This is a genomic window from Dolichospermum sp. UHCC 0315A (assembly GCF_008121535.1).
GTDB classification, from domain to species: domain Bacteria; phylum Cyanobacteriota; class Cyanobacteriia; order Cyanobacteriales; family Nostocaceae; genus Dolichospermum; species Dolichospermum lemmermannii.
On record NZ_CP043056.1, the window covers coordinates 5098720 to 5118379 of the forward strand.

At 37.3% G+C, this 19660-nt stretch carries 13 protein-coding genes and 1 pseudogene; 5 read left to right on the forward strand and 9 right to left on the reverse strand.

The genetic code is table 11. From position 1 onward, the window contains the following. Positions 1 to 47 precede the first annotated feature (47 nt). Both BMF77_RS24115 and BMF77_RS28310 read left to right on the forward strand, forming a co-directional pair. Positions 48 to 2798, forward strand: a complete 2751-nt coding sequence (locus BMF77_RS24115; protein ID WP_148766424.1) for a cold shock domain-containing protein — start codon at positions 48 to 50, stop codon at positions 2796 to 2798. Positions 2799 to 2865: 67 nt separating this feature from the next. Then, positions 2866 to 3198 (forward strand): annotated as a pseudogene (locus BMF77_RS28310) (hypothetical protein); the annotation flags it as partial. Between the two features lie 39 nt (positions 3199 to 3237). On the opposite strand, the gene BMF77_RS24125 reads toward BMF77_RS28310, so the two are convergent. From BMF77_RS24125 to BMF77_RS24155, 7 genes are all read right to left on the reverse strand, one after another. Then, positions 3238 to 3801, reverse strand: a complete 564-nt coding sequence (locus tag BMF77_RS24125; RefSeq protein ID WP_148766426.1) for an IS630 family transposase — start codon at positions 3799 to 3801, stop codon at positions 3238 to 3240. Between the two features lie 625 nt (positions 3802 to 4426). Continuing rightward, complete coding sequence (locus BMF77_RS24130) at positions 4427 to 5716, reverse strand: Glu/Leu/Phe/Val dehydrogenase (RefSeq protein WP_148766427.1); 1290 nt, start codon at positions 5714 to 5716, stop codon at positions 4427 to 4429. Between the two features lie 184 nt (positions 5717 to 5900). Beyond that, complete coding sequence (locus BMF77_RS24135; protein WP_148766429.1) at positions 5901 to 7382, reverse strand: carotenoid oxygenase family protein; 1482 nt, start codon at positions 7380 to 7382, stop codon at positions 5901 to 5903. A gap of 23 nt (positions 7383 to 7405) precedes the next feature. After that, positions 7406 to 8737 carry a folate/biopterin family MFS transporter gene (locus BMF77_RS24140; RefSeq protein ID WP_148766431.1) on the reverse strand — a complete coding sequence of 444 codons (1332 nt, stop codon included), beginning with the start codon at positions 8735 to 8737 and terminating at the stop codon, positions 7406 to 7408. 768 nt (positions 8738 to 9505) lie between these two features. Further along, positions 9506 to 9967: a plasmid segregation centromere-binding protein ParR gene (locus BMF77_RS24145; protein ID WP_148766433.1), complete on the reverse strand. Its 462-nt coding sequence runs from the start codon at positions 9965 to 9967 to the stop codon at positions 9506 to 9508. A gap of 5 nt (positions 9968 to 9972) precedes the next feature. Further along, positions 9973 to 11124, reverse strand: a complete 1152-nt coding sequence (locus BMF77_RS24150; RefSeq protein WP_148766435.1) for a ParM/StbA family protein — start codon at positions 11122 to 11124, stop codon at positions 9973 to 9975. A gap of 365 nt (positions 11125 to 11489) precedes the next feature. Next, complete coding sequence (locus BMF77_RS24155; RefSeq protein WP_041457566.1) at positions 11490 to 12572, reverse strand: Gfo/Idh/MocA family protein; 1083 nt, start codon at positions 12570 to 12572, stop codon at positions 11490 to 11492. Positions 12573 to 13148: 576 nt separating this feature from the next. Between BMF77_RS24155 and queC the strand changes: the two genes are divergently transcribed. Further along, on the forward strand, positions 13149 to 13832 hold the full coding sequence (gene queC / locus BMF77_RS24160) for a 7-cyano-7-deazaguanine synthase QueC (protein ID WP_148766437.1): 684 nt from the start codon (positions 13149 to 13151) through the stop codon (positions 13830 to 13832). Positions 13833 to 14082: 250 nt separating this feature from the next. Here queC and BMF77_RS24165 read toward each other — a convergent pair whose 3' ends face one another. Further along, positions 14083 to 14949 carry a shikimate dehydrogenase gene (locus BMF77_RS24165; RefSeq protein WP_148766439.1) on the reverse strand — a complete coding sequence of 289 codons (867 nt, stop codon included), beginning with the start codon at positions 14947 to 14949 and terminating at the stop codon, positions 14083 to 14085. Between the two features lie 99 nt (positions 14950 to 15048). Here BMF77_RS24165 and BMF77_RS24170 point away from each other — a divergent pair, with 99 nt between their 5' ends. Beyond that, positions 15049 to 15951, forward strand: a complete 903-nt coding sequence (locus BMF77_RS24170) for an alpha/beta fold hydrolase (protein WP_148766441.1) — start codon at positions 15049 to 15051, stop codon at positions 15949 to 15951. A gap of 126 nt (positions 15952 to 16077) precedes the next feature. Here BMF77_RS24170 and BMF77_RS24175 read toward each other — a convergent pair whose 3' ends face one another. Then, positions 16078 to 18801, reverse strand: a complete 2724-nt coding sequence (locus BMF77_RS24175) for a cation-transporting P-type ATPase (protein ID WP_148766443.1) — start codon at positions 18799 to 18801, stop codon at positions 16078 to 16080. 257 nt (positions 18802 to 19058) lie between these two features. On the opposite strand from BMF77_RS24175, the gene BMF77_RS24180 reads away from it, so the two are divergent. Next, positions 19059 to 19520, forward strand: coding sequence for a pyridoxamine 5'-phosphate oxidase family protein (locus tag BMF77_RS24180; protein ID WP_148766445.1), 462 nt, complete (start codon positions 19059 to 19061; stop codon positions 19518 to 19520). Positions 19521 to 19660: the final 140 nt, after the last annotated feature.

Here is a 19660-nt window from a genome sequence, read left to right on the forward strand (position 1 = left end):
AAGGATTTGCAGGATTTAATAAAGACTAATATAAACACAGGTGAACCATGAGGGAAATTGGTTTTGTAAAGTGGTTTGGTGGGTATGACTCCACAAGAGGAAGAGAAAATAATTTTGGGTATATTCAACGTGAAGATGGATCACAAATAAAAGTCTATAGAGAGCAAGTTCGTTGTGAAGAAACTTGTTTAAGCGAGGGAATATTAGTCACATTTAATGTAAAAATAAATCCGCAAACTAATAAAGCAATAGCTAAAAACTTAAATTTATTTAAGGAAGTTGGCAAACTTAAAAATTTTTGTAACTCTACTCATCCCAATAATTATTGGTTTATAGATTCTGATTATCAAGATAATATATTAGTACATAAAAAAGAAATTAATTGTTCCGAATTAGATTTACAATCTGGAAGACTTGTGAAATTTGAATTGCAACAAGATGGCAATGAATGTAAAGCAATAAATGTACACTTACTTAATAAAGAAGAAACAGATTCAGATATTATTGAACGTTGTCTGAGCCACAAAGATCCTAGATTTTGTGCTTTTGGACTTTGGGGTTATCTCAATAATCATTCTCTAGATGAAGCTGTATCTTTAGCATCTCAAAAATTAAACAGATACGCATTATGGGAAAAACGACGTTTTTTACGTGATCTACCAGAACCTATATCGCTTTACTTTGAAGTTGAAAGTCTTACACCAGTATTACCTGATAAAGATCAACGTCAACTATTCTTACAAATTTTAAGGGATGATTTCACTAAAGAAATAGATGATAGTTTACGAGAAGACATATTTAATATAATAAACAAGTCTCAAAATCTTAATTCAAATTTATGCAATAAGGTTATAAATAAGTTGTATGAATTATATTTAGATGCTCCAGAACATCGTAAAAAACTGAATCAAGAACTACAGATCAAATGCTTAATTGAACTTATAAGTCATGTGCAAAATGATTCTCATATTAAAGAAACACTATTAAATGATTTGCAAGATATTTTAGAAGTTTCAGCATCAATTTCTCTGTGGGGCGTAATACCTAATTATATTATTCTAGAAAAACAGATTTGGACCATAGCACCGCGAGATAGACGTATTGGAATACTTGTTAGTCAAATTAGTAATCAAAAAGATTTAAGTCATCAAGATAAATTTTTAGAAATTGCTAAAATACTTGAAGAATCTGCACTAGAAGAAATTCCTTCACTAATTTCCATATTTCAAGATAAATATTGGATTAAAAGTCACGATGCTATTTTAATATTTTTACCATCTATTGAACAAATTACTATCCTTGTAGAAAAATTTAAGAATAACGTTAATGATCATGAATTTATCATAGCTAGAATTTCACAATTACTGACTGAAAATTTAAACAATAATCTTCTGAAACTGTTGTCTTTACTATCAGAGAGTGTAAAAAAATGCGATGAAATATTAGAGTTTTTACCAGCACACGAGAAAGTTAATATACTTTTATCCAAGCTTAAAAAAGAAGATGCAGTAGAAAATAAAGATATTATCCTAAAAATAGGAAATATTCTTAAAACTTTTTCTATTAAAGAACAGATTGAATTAATAGAAAGACTACCAAAATGGTTAAAATATCAAGAACCCATACTTCAATGTTTTTCTTTCTTACCTCCAGATGAGCAAGTTAATTTAATATGGTCATTAATAGAATCTGATGACTTATCCTTTTGGCGTTATTTATCGAGAAAAGCAAAAATAATGTGTGTTTATCGGTTGGAGAAAGAAAGTAAAAATACATCTAACTTTCTAAATGCACTGAATAAAATCATAAAAAATTATCCAGAAAATGACTCTTTGGTTAGATGCGTACTCAACATTATATGGGTGAAAGAAAATCAAAATAGTGCTAATCAAGGTTTTGAAAAAGTAAATAAACTGTTAATAGATTATGTAATACAACAAGCAAAGACTTCTTCTGAAGCTATAGATATAGACCCATTACTTCCCTTATGTAAACCTAAAAAAGTTAAATATTGTGTCGCAAAACCTTGGGCAAGAGATGAAGATAAGCAGTTAAAAACTAACCGAGTCTCTCGTGCTTACTGCCCACGACTAAGAACAGATTGTGATTTATTCGACTCTAAGAAAACCGATACTTCCAGTTATGGATCATCTTATGGTGCGCGTCTTTATGCTGATTGTTCACAAGATTGGAGAGATTGGTCTTTACTAGAACTTTTTGAAATAGCAGACATCGTACCAAAAATTAAGGAAATGGAAAAACCTGAAGATTATGTTCCAAAGTTATCAGGTTGGGTTAATCGCATTAATGAAATTCGGTTAAGATTAAAATGTTCCGTGTGTGAAGATACGATGCCACATCATCCCTTCTATGCTACGTTTCAGGCTAAATTCAGGGTAACAGTTTTCTCTTGTAAACATGGAATTGGTCATGACCGTAATATTTACTTAAATGACTGCTGGGGATGTGAGGCAATAATTGATAGTCGAGAAAGTAAATATAAATCACCAGAAAAAAGATATTATATTTGTATTCACTGTGGAAGTGGAGCGCAATACAGTAATATTTATACTCAAGGAGATATTTGCCCAAAATGTGGCACACCAGCAATGACAGTCAGCAAAGGAAATTATCGCTACCGTCAATGTCGTTCCTGTAATCACCAAATCAAGCTACCTAAAGATAAGAAGATAACTGGACCCCAATGCCCTCAATGTGGAAAAAGAGGAATGATGCTGACAGTTAACGAAAAAAATCAGCAAGTTCGTGTTTGTCGTTCATGTGGACATACAAATTAATTATCTTATCTCTTCCGTGAAACTAGGAGAGCCAAAATAATTTTCTAATTTATACATCAATAACCCTATGAGTTTTGACAACGTTTGTAAACTACTAGCAGAAAAATATCCCTTTGATTTTGCTAACTGCTTACTTCCCCAAGAACCAAAAACCATCAAAGTCTTAAAAACCGAATTGAGTATAGAACCAATTCGCGCTGATTTTGTCACCTTCTTACAAACAGAAAATCGGATTTTACATATTGAATTTCAAACTAACCCACAATCTAAACCTCCCATTCCTTTTAGGGAGTTAGACTATTCAGTGAGATTAATCCGTACATATCAAGTTCCTGTAACCCAAGTAGTGATTTTCTTACAAGAAACAGATGATCCAATTGTTTTTACTGAAGAATATGTTACAGCAGTTTGCGATCAAGTCCAGTACAAAAATAGCTATCTAAATAGGGTCAAAAAACAATCCACAATGATTAAACCAATTGAGAGAATTTTCATCAGTAATAGCATTAACCGCCATAGTAATTGCCTCATCAAGAGCATCAACACTACGAGCTTTTGCAGAACGTAAGATTTCTTTTAACTTTGACCAACATAATTCAATGGGTGATAAATCAGGGGAGTATGCAGGTAAAAATTTAACCTTTGCTCCAACAGATTCAATCAAAACTCTTGCCTTTTCGGCATAATGTACAGGTAAATTATCCATGACTACAATTGCGCCAATCCACAACTGAGGTAGTAAGATTTGTTCAATAAAAACTAAAAAACTAGTAGTGTTTAAACTACCAGGAAAGGTCATAGTGGCAATTAACCCTTCATCACTCATAGCTCCAATTAATGTGATGTTTTTACCTTTATTTCCTGGACGATCATCATAGACCCTTTCACCTTCAACACCTCTACCGTAGTTTCGTGTCATAGCCAGGTTTATACCTGTTTCATCAATGAATACAAGGTTTTTGACATCTATTGTATCCAGCCAACGTCGAAATTCATAACGCATTTCTTGTACTCTTTGTGTTTCTTGCTCACTTGCTACTAAAGTTTTTTTCTACGTCTTAAATCTAAGCGTTTTAGAGTTCGGGATAAACTGGATATACTTACCTCTATTTCTGTTTGATCCTTTATTACTGCTTGAATTTCCCGTAAATATATATCATTCTGCTCTATCACTATTTTTTTCAACAATTCTTCTTCTTTACCTTTAATTAAAGAACGGCGGTCTCCACCTTGGGGTTTGGGTTCTATCTTCCCCGTTTCTCTATATTGGCGGAAAATGTTCTAATTCCATTGTCCATTTTTCCTTGTTTAAACAACTACTTTATTCTTAAATTTTTGGTGCAATCTTGAGTATGATTAGTAATGTTATTTAATAGTTTTTAAGAAAAATTTACAATTTATATCATTTATTCCTAATCAATTATCAATAAATAGAAATTATTGACAATTGGTAAAAATTTATTTAATCCTGAAACTCTTTCCAGTCAACACTTGTAAGTTATTCTCTTACGTTGAACTCAGGTGGAATCAGCAAAACTATTACTGGTAGATGACGTACAAGGGTTGAAAAAAAGGTGCGTTAGGCTAAAGCCATAACACACCCCAATTAAACTAAATTGCAAATACAACTAAGGATACAGACCTCGATCATTCAAAGCTTGCGCGACTCTACCTACACCCAAAGTATAAGCAGCTAATCGCAGATTTACCCCCCGTGCTTGCGACTCATGAATCACCTTGCGGTAAGCCTGAACCATCAAATGTTCCATTTCCCGGTTAACTCGTTCTTCGTCCCAGAATAGGTAAGAAAGACCTTGTACCCATTCTAAATAACTTACTACTACACCTCCAGCATTGGCTAAAATATCCGGTAACACAGTCACTCCCTGGGCTTCTAGAACGCGGTTAGCTTCCAAAGTCACAGGACCATTAGCAGCTTCTGCAACAAATCTGGCTTGAATTTGATGAACATTTTCTGCGGTAATTTGGTTTTCCAATGCGGCGGGGATCAACACATCACAAGGTAAAGTTAGTAAATCTGCATTACTAATGGGTGTACCTTGGGGAAATCCCACCACACTGCGGCGGTTTGCAGCAGAGTAGGCTTTGACAGCGGAAATATCAAGACCAGCTTCAGAAAATACACCACCCGCACCAGTGGAAACAGCGATAATTTTCGCTCCTTCTTGGTGTAGTAATTCTGCCGCAGCCCCGCCCACATTACCGAAACCTTGAATTGCTACCCTTACTCCCACAAGGGATTTACCCTGATCTGCAAGTGCTTCACGGACAATAATCATGACACCACGTCCGGTCGCCATTTCGCGTCCTAGAGAACCACCAATAGATAAAGGTTTACCTGTAACTACTCCAGGTACAGAATGACCAACATTAACAGAGTAAGTATCCATCATCCACGCCATTTCTCGCGCTGATGTTCCCATGTCTGGGGCGGGTATATCTACTGATGGTCCAATGTCCTTAATTAATTCACTAATATAACGGCGGCTAATCCGTTCTAATTCCCCCACACTGAACTTTTTGGGGTCTATGGGAATTCCCCCTTTGCCACCACCATAGGGAATGCCTAACAATGCACATTTCCACGTCATCAGCATTGCTAGGGCGGATACTTCCCGTAATGTCACCGCTTCATGGTAACGAATCCCACCTTTATAGGGTCCTAAAATATCCGAATGTTGTACCCGGTGTCCTGGGAAAACCCGGATTTCGCCATTATCCATTTTTATGGGAATGGAAACTGTAACAACTTTTCGTGGATGACTGAGTATTTCTACGATACCTTGATCTAATTTTAATTCTTTAGCCGCCCATTCTAAATAGCTACAAGCTTGATCATAAGGGCAAATGTAGGCTGAAGATTGAGTTTCCATAAGTGGGAGAGACGTTGTTACCATAATTCTTACTCCTCATCACGGTATCTTTGTAAACCGGATTGATATAGTTAGCTTACCCTCTTTTTGAGAAAAGATATCAATTTTGTAGTTTTTGTTACAATTTTATTTTTTTTTGTAAGATACTCCGCGATATCCCCGACTTCTCGAAGAAGTCGGGGATCTGAGGGTTACTATTAAAATGGACTCAACCCAAATTTTCGATAAATGTCTCTTGTGTAAAACTCCCATGTAAACCATAGGGAATATGATGTTTCAGGTGTAGTTTTGCAACTGGTTTCTCTTTTTCCAGATTTTCAGCATCTAAAATCACTACATCAGAACGATGATGTTCTGCATCATAAACTAACGCTATTAACCACCCATCATCTTCTGTTTGGGAATTTGGACGAGGAATAAAAATTGGTTCCCCTATAAAACCTCGCGGTGCTGCACTCCATAGTTGTTTTCTTCCTGACTCTAAATCTACCTTAAAAATGGCTTGTAATGGTGCGTTCACCGTTGATTGATGAGCGGCAGCACTATATAAATAACGATAGGATTTACCTACGTAATTCGGGTGAATTGTGGGAAATTCAGTGGGACGAGGATCTATTAACTGATTTTGCACTTTATTCTCTGATAAATTCAGATTAAATCGCCATAGTTGGGGAGGTGAATTTGTATCAAAATCAGTTTTTCGATAATCGCTATTGGGTTCGACTTCTGTTAATGATTCATAGCAGATAGAATCAATGATAATTTCATTTCTCAGTTCAAAAGCATTAACATGATGGAAAATAAAACCGGCTTGGGTTTCTAAAACTTTGACATTTTTAGTTTGTGTTTTGCGAGGGATAATAATAATTCTTGTGGGTTGATTTTTTTGAAATTTAATACATTGGGCTGCGCTGGATATTCCCAAAGCAAAAGGTATGGGGTTAAAATCAACAGGATTTTGAAAGAAGATACAGTAATTTTCTGTAATTACAAAATCATGAATAAAACAAAAACCAGGAACGCTATGATTTTGTTTGCTGGTAATTTCCCCATTTGTGTTCAATTCAAAGATTGTAATTGTGGTTGATAGTCCCGGTTTAATAGCAAAGTTGACTAAGGTGCCATTTGGATCAATTCGTGGGTGGGCGCTAAAGGCTTCTCCTTTGGATAAAACGCCGTTAAAATATTCATTTCCTAATGTTTCTAAGGTTTGGGGATTAAGTGAATAAGGTTCGGCTGCTTCCCATAATGCTAAGAGTTTTTTACCCCAATAAATCACATTTGTATTAGCAATGTTTTTAATTTTTAAATCAAAAATGTTAGCTAACCAACCACCAGGTTTTTGTGTACCAAAAACACCACGATAAAGAATTTTACCAGCTTTCTGTTCTGCTAAATAACCGGCTGTTTGCACAAATCGGTTACGAAAATGGGCGCGGCCATTGGTAAATGTAATGCGGCTAATCATTCCGTCACCATCAAAAGGATGATGTAATCTTTCCTTGTTGATATCTAATAAGCCAGCCCCATTCCTAAATAATGTTCCTGCTAATTCTGGAGGAATTTCTCCTTCTATATCATCAATCCAATAGTCATATTCTTCGGTAAGAGATTCATATCCTCCTTGCCAGTCTTTGAGGGTATAGGATTTCTCTGAAACTTGACTATCTTGGGGTTCTAATATTTGCATTTTTTGTTTGCTATGCTGAAAAACTACATTGATTGACTATGCTCAATCTCAATTTTAGCATCTGGTAGCCAGTTAATAAAAAATATTGGGATAAGTGAGCTACAGTTAGTAATAATGATTAACAACCATAATGAATCAAATTGATGTTCTGTGATTCCCAACCATTTCATCATGATTGATCCTAATGCGTAAGAAACTGTTCCTCCTAAATTAAATACAGACATTATTAAAGCAAAGAATGTGGCCTCTATGCCGGGAGGACAAAGTTTTGTTGATAATACTAATATAGGCATAAATAAAACTTGCCCAATCACAGTAATAATTAAACTATCACCTAAACTGAACCAATGATCATCTATTCCTAAAAGTCTGTTGGTATGAGTTACTAATAATAAAGTTGTCATTCCTAAAGCTGTGGATAGAAAAATCCCCCAACTAAACATAATTCTAAAGGGGATAGTTTTCAGATAACGTTGAAAAGCCCAAACTCCAATTAAGGAAGCCAAACTGGTGACTAACCGAACTCGCCCTAAAAATTCTGGTTGAAATTGTAGTTCGTTAGTTGTAAAATAGAAAAATGCTGATTCGGCATTTGGTGTAGCGTGCCAAACAAATATAAATGCTGTTGGTAGCCAAATTGCTTTTTGCGTAATAGCTTGGCGTATCTGTCCTAATTGATATTTTGTGTTATTGCTTTTTTTATCATCTTTATTAATAGGTTTTTCGGAAATTAACCAAGCTACAGATGAAATCATTAGCGGAAATAATGCTGTTATTAAAAATACTATACGGTTGGTAAAATATTCTAAAAGTAAGCCGCTAAGGTAAGCTGTACACAAGCCACCTATAGCTGAACTACCCCAACAAAGAGATTGTAAAGAACCTATTTTGGCTTCTGATTCACTTCTAGCTCTTTCAACTACTATGGAATCAACTATCACATCACTAATAGCTACAGAGAGAGAAGAAAGTACAATCATAATTGTGGCTGTTGTGCTAGTATGAACCACTGTTCCTAAACATACCCAAGCTGTACAGCCGAGAATTCCTGATAGAACTATGTAAGGTTTTCTATGGTAACCAAATAAGGGTAAACTATCGGAAATAAAACCATATAATGGCTTAATCATCCAAGGTATACTACAGATTCCCATAATTACTGACATCTGCACTGGACTTAATAGTAATTCATCTTTAAGAAAAAAGCTAACAGCTAAACGGGATAATGCCAAGATGCCTTGAACAAAATAGATGGTAAGAATTGCTATTAACTCAGCACTAGGTTTATTACCTAAGAAAATTTTTTGGGTTAGTAAATCTTTGAATTTGGGTAAGGGAGGGGAGTCATTTAGCATTTGGATGAATAACAATTAAGTTTTATTTACTTTTATATCATAGATTTTTAAATTGGGGGTAAGTTTTTATTAATTATGAATAAAAGCGAACAACCATGTTCAATGAATTGCAATATTTTTGATACATTTATAGAATTTGTACAAGAGGATGTTTTAAAAGTTTTTAATGTGTAAACAGACCCCTCTCCAAACCTCTGCCCTACCAGGGGAGAGGCTTTAAAACCCCCATTCCCTACAAGGGAATGGGGGGGAGGGGGGTTAGGTTTTTGGAGATTATGGGTTTCATATAATACTTTTCAAACAACCTCTAAGTTTCTCTACCAAAGGACATTCCGCAGATGTGACTGATGATTATTGATAAGTAATCAGACAAAATTAATTAGATAGTTTTCTGCAAATTCTCTGAGAATTTTTTCAACAAATGCGACGAAAGTTTTCCAATCTTTGTAAGCAATGCCAAAAATTTCTATTTACTACTTTTATCGAGAACTATCTAAGTAGGTGAACACAATAAAACCAATCTGTGTAAAGAAAAGTAAAATCGCTCAAACCCTCTTCACTCTTGCCTCTGGTTACTGAGCGAAGTCGAAGTATTGCCTCTTGCCTAGTGCCATAACGACGATTTACAATGCTAACCTACTTACATCTTTGTGGTCAAATAAACAAAATATCCCACCAATAATGCCGAAATGGCTTATGGGTGGGACTCATGGTAGTTTAGTTAAGAATTTTTCTCCAAGTAAAAACTAGGTTCTTCCTGGTTTTTTCTTAGAAATCATCAAGAAACTGACCAATACGATTAATTACAGGGTCTACTTCTTGAAGTATGGCTGGTGCCACGCTAACGCTATCAGAAGGAATACAAGTAAGTGGTTCCTGATTCAGGATGATTGTCAACTTTGCTACTTGTTGAGTAAGTTGCAACATTTGACTTTCCATAGACTCCAAACGATGAGACTCTTTAGCAAAAAAACGTTCTTCAAAACCAGCTATTTGATTTTGGATCTCACCGATTTTTTGTTCAACCGTGGTTAGATTTGCTATTTTAGAAGCTAGTTGTACAGGTTCTGGGACACACAAAAAGTTCCAAAGAGCCTCTTTACACAGGTCACTGAAAGTTTTATCTGGCTGTGTCTCTAAGTAGTTTTCCACCTGCGCTAACAAGCTCTCATCAGCAATTTCTGGATTGAACGTAACGGATTTAACTACCTTTTTTGACCATTGGAACATCGGTTTTATGACCTAGCACGAACAGCAGCAGATAATTGCGCTTCTCCATAAATATACTGCCCCAAAGCATTAGCCTGGCGAGAAGGTGCAGCTAAGTAAGCGTTGATTTGAGCTTCTTTGAGCAGACGTTGGACATCTTCCCAGAAAAATTCTCCACCACCACCTGTAATAATCACATCAGTTACCCGCTCTGGCAACCACGCTAACACACGAGAGCAAATTTCCCGTGAAAACTGTTCTTTGAGGTTAGGCAGAAAATCATCTAAATTGGTAGGTTTACTAGCACCTTTAGGACGGTAAAAGCGATCGCCTTTAGGCTTATTAACCGCAGAAATCAGTGCCAAAGATTGACTATCAGCACCCTGTACTTCCGCAGCTACCAGTTCATAAAACTTGCTCATACCAAAGTCTTCACTCTTAGAAGCAGCTCTGGCAAAACGGAAATTATCCACCATGATCATATCAATGGTTTGGTGGCCAATATCAACAATCCCCACAGATATTTTCGTAAAATCGGGAACGGCTGTGCCTTTATTAGGTTGAGTTTCTGACCACAGCAAACTACCATAGCCTTCGGGCATTACCCAGACTTTGCTAATATTCAAAGTTATGGATTCACCTCGGAAATTCAATACATGAGGTCCAGTTACCAAGCTAGTTAACTGTGCCTTTTCTTTTTCAAATTGTTCCAACGATAAGAACGGTAAACCCAGGACAACGAAAATTTCATCTCTGAGTTTAAAGTACCCGGCAGATGATAATACTTTGACCAGAGCATCTTCTACCTTAGATTGGCCAACGCCAAGATTAGCCCCAAAATCGGCGGCTAATTGCCCTACAGCATAACCACTACCTTGATACTCCAGCCACAAATCCATCAGTGGGTCAGTTGCCTTAGCCTCAAATACACCGCCGCGAATTTGCTCAATTGATGTTTGCTTGACATTGGCAGGAATGAAAGCCACATTACCGGGTTCACGGCTCACACAAGTCTTTGTAGAGGTTCTACCTAAATCCACACTCAGAATAGTTTTACCGGTAATATTGCTTGGCTTTCCAGGATTTACCGAATTCATGGGTGTCGCGGCTGCTGGTTGACGGTTCATGGAAATGGCAGCGGCATTCATTGGATTGGCTACGGGGGGTTGGTCTGTCATGAAATCTCCTCTTTAAAAAGTTATCATGCTCATCTTACAAAAAAGGTGAGCTCCAAAAAATTTTAGGTTGGGTTAAGTGTAACTAGAAATACGTGAAAATTGAGAATAGGCAATGGTCAATTTTCGATGATTTAGCATTTTTGATGGCAGTTTTCGGTAGATGTCCGGCTTTTCTTCCTGATTTGGTTGTTTTTACGCTTGTAATTGATTTGCCAACAAATCAACACTATAGCAAGTAGTCCTACTTTAATTGCTAAAATTAGTTGCAGAAGATTATTTTATCAATACTCCTGAGTTCTGACTCCTGATATAGTGGGAGAAAAAATCATTAATTTCCCCCCACTGCCAGTTTTAGCTACATCTAACTAAATGCTTGATGTCAACGATTGAACTCTGGATTCGGAAGACCACTCTAATGGATTCCAAACTCTTTCTTCTAAAGCCATTTGCTCAATTAAACTAGCTAACCGTAAAGCTTTGAGAGCTTGTTCACCACCGACAGAAGGCTGATTGCCACCACGGACACAGTTGACAAAATGCTCTAATTCTGCACTGAGAGGCTGAACATTACTGGTATAAACCTTTTCGATTAAACCATCTTGTCTATAGAGGACTTTTTGGTGGTCAATCAGAGGATTTATCGGTGTTTGCCGATGTACCAATATCTCATTAGTGAGAAAATCTGCTTCTGTAAATGAATTTTTACAATGGGCAACTAAGCGGCGAATTTTGCGATGAGTAACTTTGCTGGCTGTAAGCGTGGCAACAACACCATTGGCAAACCCCAAGGTGGCAGTTACATAATCTAAATAACCTGAGTCTAAAGAACGAGTCCCACTAGCAGTCAATTTTACTACTGGTGAGGCGGCTAATTCTAGCAGCAAATCAATGTCATGGATCATTAAATCCAGGACTACGGAAACATCATTTGCCCGCGCTGAATAAGGACTCATGCGGTGAGATTCTAAAGCCAAAACTTCCTCGGTTTTGAGGACTTGGGTGAGTTCCCTGAAGGCGGGATTGAATCGCTCAATGTGACCAACTTGCAAAATACACTGAGATTCGGCCGCAGCATTAACTAGAGATTCTGCTTCGGAAATACTAGCCGCTATGGGTTTTTCAATTAAAACATGGATTCCTGCTAACAAACAGTTGATACCCACAGCATAGTGAAGCCGTGTAGGTACAGCAACACAAATTGCATCTACATGAGGTAGTAAGTCGCAGTAATCTTCAAAAAACCGGACTTTGTATTTGCTGGCAGTTTCTAAACCACGTTCGACGTTAATATCGGAAACGCCGACTAGTTCCACATCTTTCATGGAACTCAAGACGCGGGTATGATGTTGTCCCATGTTGCCAACCCCAATCACACCTATACGGATGTGATGCGGCTGACTGCGCTGTGAATATAGATTTGGTTCTGACACTGATATGCTATCTTGCACTATTGTTCTCTCCTCAACCACCAAATTTAGAGACGCTACGGTCGTTGGCCTTTATACTTAAACGCCAGGTTTGATTTGTCTTAAACCATCCAGATGGTAACATAGTGATTATCTTTATGAAGAATTTCAAAGTTTGGGTTCAGTTCCCGCCATCTGGTAATCTTTTCGGTCAGCAGTTGTTAATTATCCTGTTTTATTCATCTATGATAAAAATTATGTGTTTTTTTGGGTTGACTGTGTAAATTTCATAACTTCTTAGTAGAAATTCTCAGGTACATATTTGGGAAATTAACTAAGTTCAATAAATACCTGATTTTTACAGGGGGTAAATTAATCACCCTTACTACAAGTAAAATTACAAGTCATCAAATAGTTAATACTCAGAGTATAATGTTTTAGACGATTTATACAATTGATATTCTCATTCCTGAGAGTCTTTTTGGACATATTTAATTTTTGTTTGTGGCATTTTGTTGATTTTCCCATCTTTTGGATGCAATTTATCAAGGAATGGGTAATTGGTCAAATTTCCCCCTTCTACCCCTGTTTATTGATCTCCCATTTCTTATTCTGAATATGAAAGCTGTAATTCTGTTGTCTGGTGGTTTAGATTCTTCGACAGTTCTTTACAAAGCAAAGGCTGATGGCTGTGAATGTTACGCTATTTCTTTTGATTATCAACAGCGGCATAGGAAAGAATTAAATTCTGCTTTGATGATTGCTAAAGCGGCTGGAGTCATTCAACATCAAGTGGTTAATTTTGACTTGGGACAATGGGGTGGTTCAGCACTGACAGATCAAAAGATTGATCTCCCTACAGGGCGCTCGCTCGCTGAAATGGGGGATAATATTCCTGTAACCTATGTTCCAGCGCGGAATACCATCTTTTTAAGTTTTGCTTTGAGCTATGCCGAGGCGATCGCCGCAGAAAGAGTATATATTGGCGTTAACATCCTAGATTATTCTGGCTACCCAGATTGTCGTCCTGATTATATCGAAGCTATGCAGGAAGTTTTCCGCTTGGGAACAAAACAAGGACGTGAGGGAGAAGCTATGAAAATTATTGCTCCGTTAATTGATTTGAAGAAGACAGAAATTATCCAACTAGGTAATCAATTAGGAGTTCCTTGGGATCTCACTTGGTCTTGCTATGCTGGTGGTGAGTCAGCTTGCGGTGTCTGTGATTCTTGTCAGTTGCGATTAGCGGCTTTTGCAGAATTGGGTTTAAAAGATCCTATTGATTATTCTGAAGTTGGTTAGAGGTTGTTTGAAAAGTATTATATGAAACCCATAATCTCCAAAAACCTAACCCCCCTCCCCCCTTCCCTACAAGGGAATGTCCTGGTTAAAAGTATCAATAGTATGTCTAAGAAAAATAAAACTGAACGTGAGTCACTGGAATTTTACTCGACTTGTGTGTACACCGTAAGGTCTTTAGACCGGGGAGTGTCAATTTCCTTCTTTCCCCTCCTGACTCCTGACTCCTTGATTCCTGACTCCTTGATTCCTGTCATATCCCCAGGTGATTTTGCAATGCTTGACGCATTTCGTTGACGGGGACTGTTTCCTGTTGTAACCAGATTTTTAAGGCTGCTGCACCTTGTTGGACAAGCATTTCTAAACCATCAATCATAATTGCTCCTTGTTTTTCGGCTAGGTGCAAAAATTTGGTGGGTTTAGGGATATAAATTAAATCATAGACAATGGCATCACCAGGCAAATAACCCATTTCTTGACTACTCAATGGCGATTCATCAACATGGGGATACATTCCCATCGGGGTTGTATTTACCAGTAGGTTAGCTTGGTGGAGTAGGTTCGGTAATTCTTGCCATTCATGCACCTGAAATTTATCTGCAAAGGGTGAATTTTGCCAACTTTGAGTAAATGCTTGTAATTTTTGTAAATTCCGCCCTACCACGTGAATTTCTGCCAAACCCAGTTGAATACAACCCGCTACCACAGCCCTCGCAGCCCCACCATTTCCTAAAATTACCGCTTTTTTCTGACTCCAATCTTGATGATATGTTGTTTGTAAAGGGGCAATAAATCCTGCCACATCTGTGTTTGTCCCCACCCATTTATCACCTTGACGAGTGACGGTATTCACTGCACCGATAGCTTGAGCAATCGGGGAAATTTCGGATAATAACGGCAATATTGCTTGTTTATGGGGAATTGTGATACTAAATCCTACAACACCAATACTAGCAAAACCTGCGATCGCTCTCTCTAAATTTTCTGGTGCAACGGGAAAAGGCAAATACACATAATCTAATCCCAGTTTAGCCAAAGCCGCATTGTGCATCAATGGTGAAAGGGAATGTGACACAGGATGTCCAATAACTCCCAAAAGTTGCGTTTTTCCAGTAATCATTTTTATTAGTTGTTAGTTGTTAGTAGTCAGTTGTCCGTTGTCCGTTGTTTAATAATTTGATTTACAATTATTCACAGTAACTTAATATTTCTTTGTAATATGCAAACAAGTATCGCTTCCTCCACAAATCCGATTCCTGGTCAATACTGGCAATGGCGCGGACACAATGTGTACTATGTACAAGCAGGAGAACCACACCTTCAGCGTTCACCCTTGCTATTAGTACATGGTTTTGGTGCTTCCACAGACCATTGGCGCAAGAATATCACAGAATTAAGTGCAGATTTCCAAGTATTTGCCATTGACCTGTTAGGATTTGGGCGTTCCGCCAAACCTAATTTACAGTATAGCGGTGACTTGTGGCGCGACCAACTCCATGATTTTATCAGTGAAGTGATTGGTCAAAGGACAATTTTAGCAGGTAATTCTTTAGGTGGTTACGCTTGTTTATGCGTTGCTTCCCAACGTCCTGACAGTGCTGCTGGTGTGGTATTACTTAATAGTGCTGGTCCATTTTCCCCACCAGAAAATCAAATTCAACCTGCTATCAATCCTCTACAAAAAGTTTTAGGTAAAACTGTTAAATGGTTTTTTAAACAACGTTTAGCCCAGTCTTTATTATTTCAATATACGCGCCAAAAGTGGGTAATTCGCCGAACCTTAGCAAAAGTTTATCTTGATCAAAGTGCAATTACAGATCAATTAGTAGCAGAAATTCAGCGTCCAGCTTTTGATCAAGGGGCGTTAGATGTATTTGTTTCTGTTTTTAGTAGTCCTCAAGGGGCAAAAGTTGACATTTTACTTAAACAATTAACTTGTCCATTATTGTTATTATGGGGAGAAGCAGATCCTTGGATGAAAGCGCGAGAACGTTCCCAAAAATTCCATGAATATTATCCTCAATTAACTGAATATTTTCTCAAAGCCGGTCATTGTCCTCATGATGAAGTTCCTGAACAAGTAAATTCTTATGTACGTGATTGGGTAATTAGTTTAAGCTGATAAGATCCCCGACTTCTTAGAGAAGTCGGGGATCTGACTCTTGCGATCTTCATAAATCAAATAGGATTGCTATATAAAATTGGTATTACACCAAAAAGACATCAGCCATAACTAAACTGTATTGGCTTAAAACTGAGAATCTAAGCGATTTGCAAAGATTGCTACTAAAATCATCGGCAAGCCAACAACCAGGCAAATTAGCCATTGATTCCATGCCAATGGGGCTGTATAAAATAATTTATTCATTAAACCCCATTGGCTGAAAATGATCTGCAAAATAATAGTGCTGGCAATTCCCACATATATTGCCTTTTGATCGCCAATTTCTCGATTAATTCCGCGAATTTTATCAACAATAGCAACACCTAATTGGGTAATACTTAACAGGTAAAAAATTCTGCCTACTACTAAAGCTTGAATCGCCATTGTCCTGGCAACAGCAACATCTCCAGTTGTTTGTTTTATCCATTCAAATACACCGAAAATTAAAATCCAGTTAAAGATAGAAATGAGGACAATACGTTTAACTAAATTAGGAGAAAGTAATTTTTCATTGGGGTTACGTGGGGGTTGTTGCATTACTTGATCAGACTTGGGTTCAAAAGCCAAAGGAACTGTCATAGCAATGGAATTCACCATATTTAACCACAGCACTTGTAAAGAGAGAATTGGTAAATCTCTGGCTAACAAAACGCTAATTAAAATCGTCATAGATTCACCTCCATTAACGGGGAGAATAAAGGCGATCGCTTTCAACAAATTACTGTAAACTGTTCTTCCTTCCTCAACCGCAGCTTCTATAGAGGCAAAGTTATCGTCTGTCAAAATCATATCAGCGGCTTCTTTGGCTACTTCCGTACCCGCCCCACCCATTGCAATACCAATATCCGCTTTTCTTAACGCTGGTGCATCATTGACACCATCCCCCGTCATGGCGACTATTTCACCTTTAGATTGCAGTGCTTCCACAATTCGCAATTTCTGTTCTGGTGCTACACGGGCAAATACTACCCCATCTTCTATCGCTGTAGCCAGTTCTGGTTTGTCCATTTTCGCCAGTTCTGCACCTGTAAAAGCCCTCACTTCCCGATGATGATTAAAACCCATGCGAGAGGCGATCGCTGCCGCCGTCACAGCATGATCACCTGTAATCATTTTCACCCGAATACCAGCTTGTTGACAGGCTTGCACCGCCTTTATAGCCTCAGCACGGGGTGGATCTATCATCCCCTGTAAACCTAAGAAAATCAAATCATTCTCGATATCTGGATGATCCAATGAATCTTGATTCTCAGAAACTGGTTTTTTCGCAAAAGCTAACACCCGTAAACCCTGATGCGCCATTGTATCAACTTGCTGATTTACAGTTTCTGCATCCACAGGAGAAAGTTCCCCAGAGGAATTTAACATCTGTTGACAACGCTTGAGAATCGCCTCTACTGAACCCTTAACATAAATAATTCGTTCTTGTTGTTCAATTTCATGCAGAGTTGTCATGTACTGATACTCTGACTCAAAGGGGATGACATCAAGCCTAGATATAGTTGCTTGTAAATTATTATGGGTTAACCCGACTTTATTCGCAGCAGTTATTAATGCACCCTCAGTGGGATCACCAACTACTATCCATTGTCCATCTTTATCTTCTAAGTGGGAATCATTACATAACAAACCAGCTTGTAAACATTCTGCTAGAGGAGGAATATCATGAATATCTACAGGATTTTCGTCTAGCAAAATTTCCCCGCTTGGTGCATAGCCTGTACCCGTAACTGTATAATATTGATTACCTGCATAAATGCCTTGTACTGTCATCTGGTTTTCAGTCAAAGTCCCAGTTTTATCAGAACAAATTACTGTAGCACCTCCCAGGGTTTCCACTGCGGGTAACTTGCGTACAATGGCGTGACGGCGTGCCATGCGGGAAACACCAATGGCTAAGGTGACAGTAACTACAGCAGGTAATCCTTCAGGAATGGCACTCACAGCAAAAGCTACCGCAGGTTCAAACATTTCTACCCAAGTGTTACCGTATCCCAAGCCGACGGCAAATGTTAAAGATGCAATTCCTAAAATAATATAAAGTAGGGTGCGACTAAATTTGTCAAACTTCCGGGTTAAAGGGGTTTTGAGGATGTTTCCCTGTTCCATTAATTGAGAAATACGCCCGGTTTCTGTGGCTGTACCAATAGCAACGACAATACCTTTACCAGTGCCAAAAGTGACAAAACTGCCAGCATAAGCCATATTAGTGCGTTCTGCTAGAACTGCATATGCTTGTACTGGTTGAGTATTTTTTTCTACAGCAACAGATTCTCCTGTTAATCCTGATTCGTTGATTTGTAAATTCCGTGTTTGTACAAGTCGTAAATCGGCTGGTACTTTATCACCTGATGTTAATAGTACGATATCACCGGGGATTAATTCAGTAGAAGGAACTTGGAGTTTATTTCTGTTACGGATAATAGTGGTGTTAGTTTTAACTGAAGATGCTAAGGCAGCGATCGCACTTTCTGCTTTTGATTCTTGCACAAAACCAATAATAGCATTAATTAAAGTTACACCCCAAATTACTCCAGCATTTACCCATTGTCCCAAAAATGCTTTAATTGCACCAGCAATTAATAAAATATAAAGTAGCGGTTGATGAAATTGCAACAAAAACCTTAGTAAAGAACTTTTTCCGCGTTTTGCTTTCAGTTCATTAGTTCCAAAAGTTTCTTTGCGTTTTGTTACTTCAGTAGCAGTTAAACCTGTTTCAATATTACTGTCTAAATATTGACTGACTTCCTGTATAGGTAAGTTATGCCATTTATATTCTGTTAATTTATCCATAGCCGATATTGTCATAATTTCTTACTCCAGAGTTTTATCCTGATTGGATAATTTTATAATATACATTATTGATATTTGACATAAATTTTCATTTCAATAATTTGGATATAGCATCTATATTTTATTAACATCTTCTTTAAGATATATTTATTTAGTTATAAATTAGTCAGAACCAATTCTGATAATTACCTCTTTAGACTCATGTATATAAATCGAAAACCTTTAACACTAAAAATGTAACTCATGTCCATAAAACTAAAATCATAGATATAATGACACAATCTGTAGACACAAAACCACAAGTTCAAGAATTGCGTAACCTGCTTGCAGGTTTTGAATGTGGGATGTTAACCACAGTTGATGATGATGCCACTTTACATAGTCGTCCTATGTCAATTTGTAATGAAATTGACAATGATGCTACACTCTGGTTTTTTACATTAGTCAATTCCCATAAAGTAGTAGAAATCGAAGATCATCAACAGGTGAATATTAGTTTTTCCGCACCTAATCAACAACGATATGTTTCCATATTAGGAACAGCCCAATTAACAAGAGATCGTAATCAACTGCAAGGAAAATGGCAACACAAATTACAAACTTGGTTTCCAAAAGGAATAAATGAACCAAATCTTGCATTACTGAAAGTCAAAGTTAATCAAGTAGATTATTGGGAGAGTTCATCTAGTTCTAGTCCGCAAACGATTAGTTTTTTGGAACTATCCCAACGTTAATTATGTAAATTGCCATAATCCCAATAAAACCAAAATTACAGCAATTTTCACATATTTAAACCACAGCTTAAATTAATTTCTTCCTTTGCGCCTTTGCGCGAAACAAAAATAAGATGTGGTTTATTTACTTAAAAATAGCT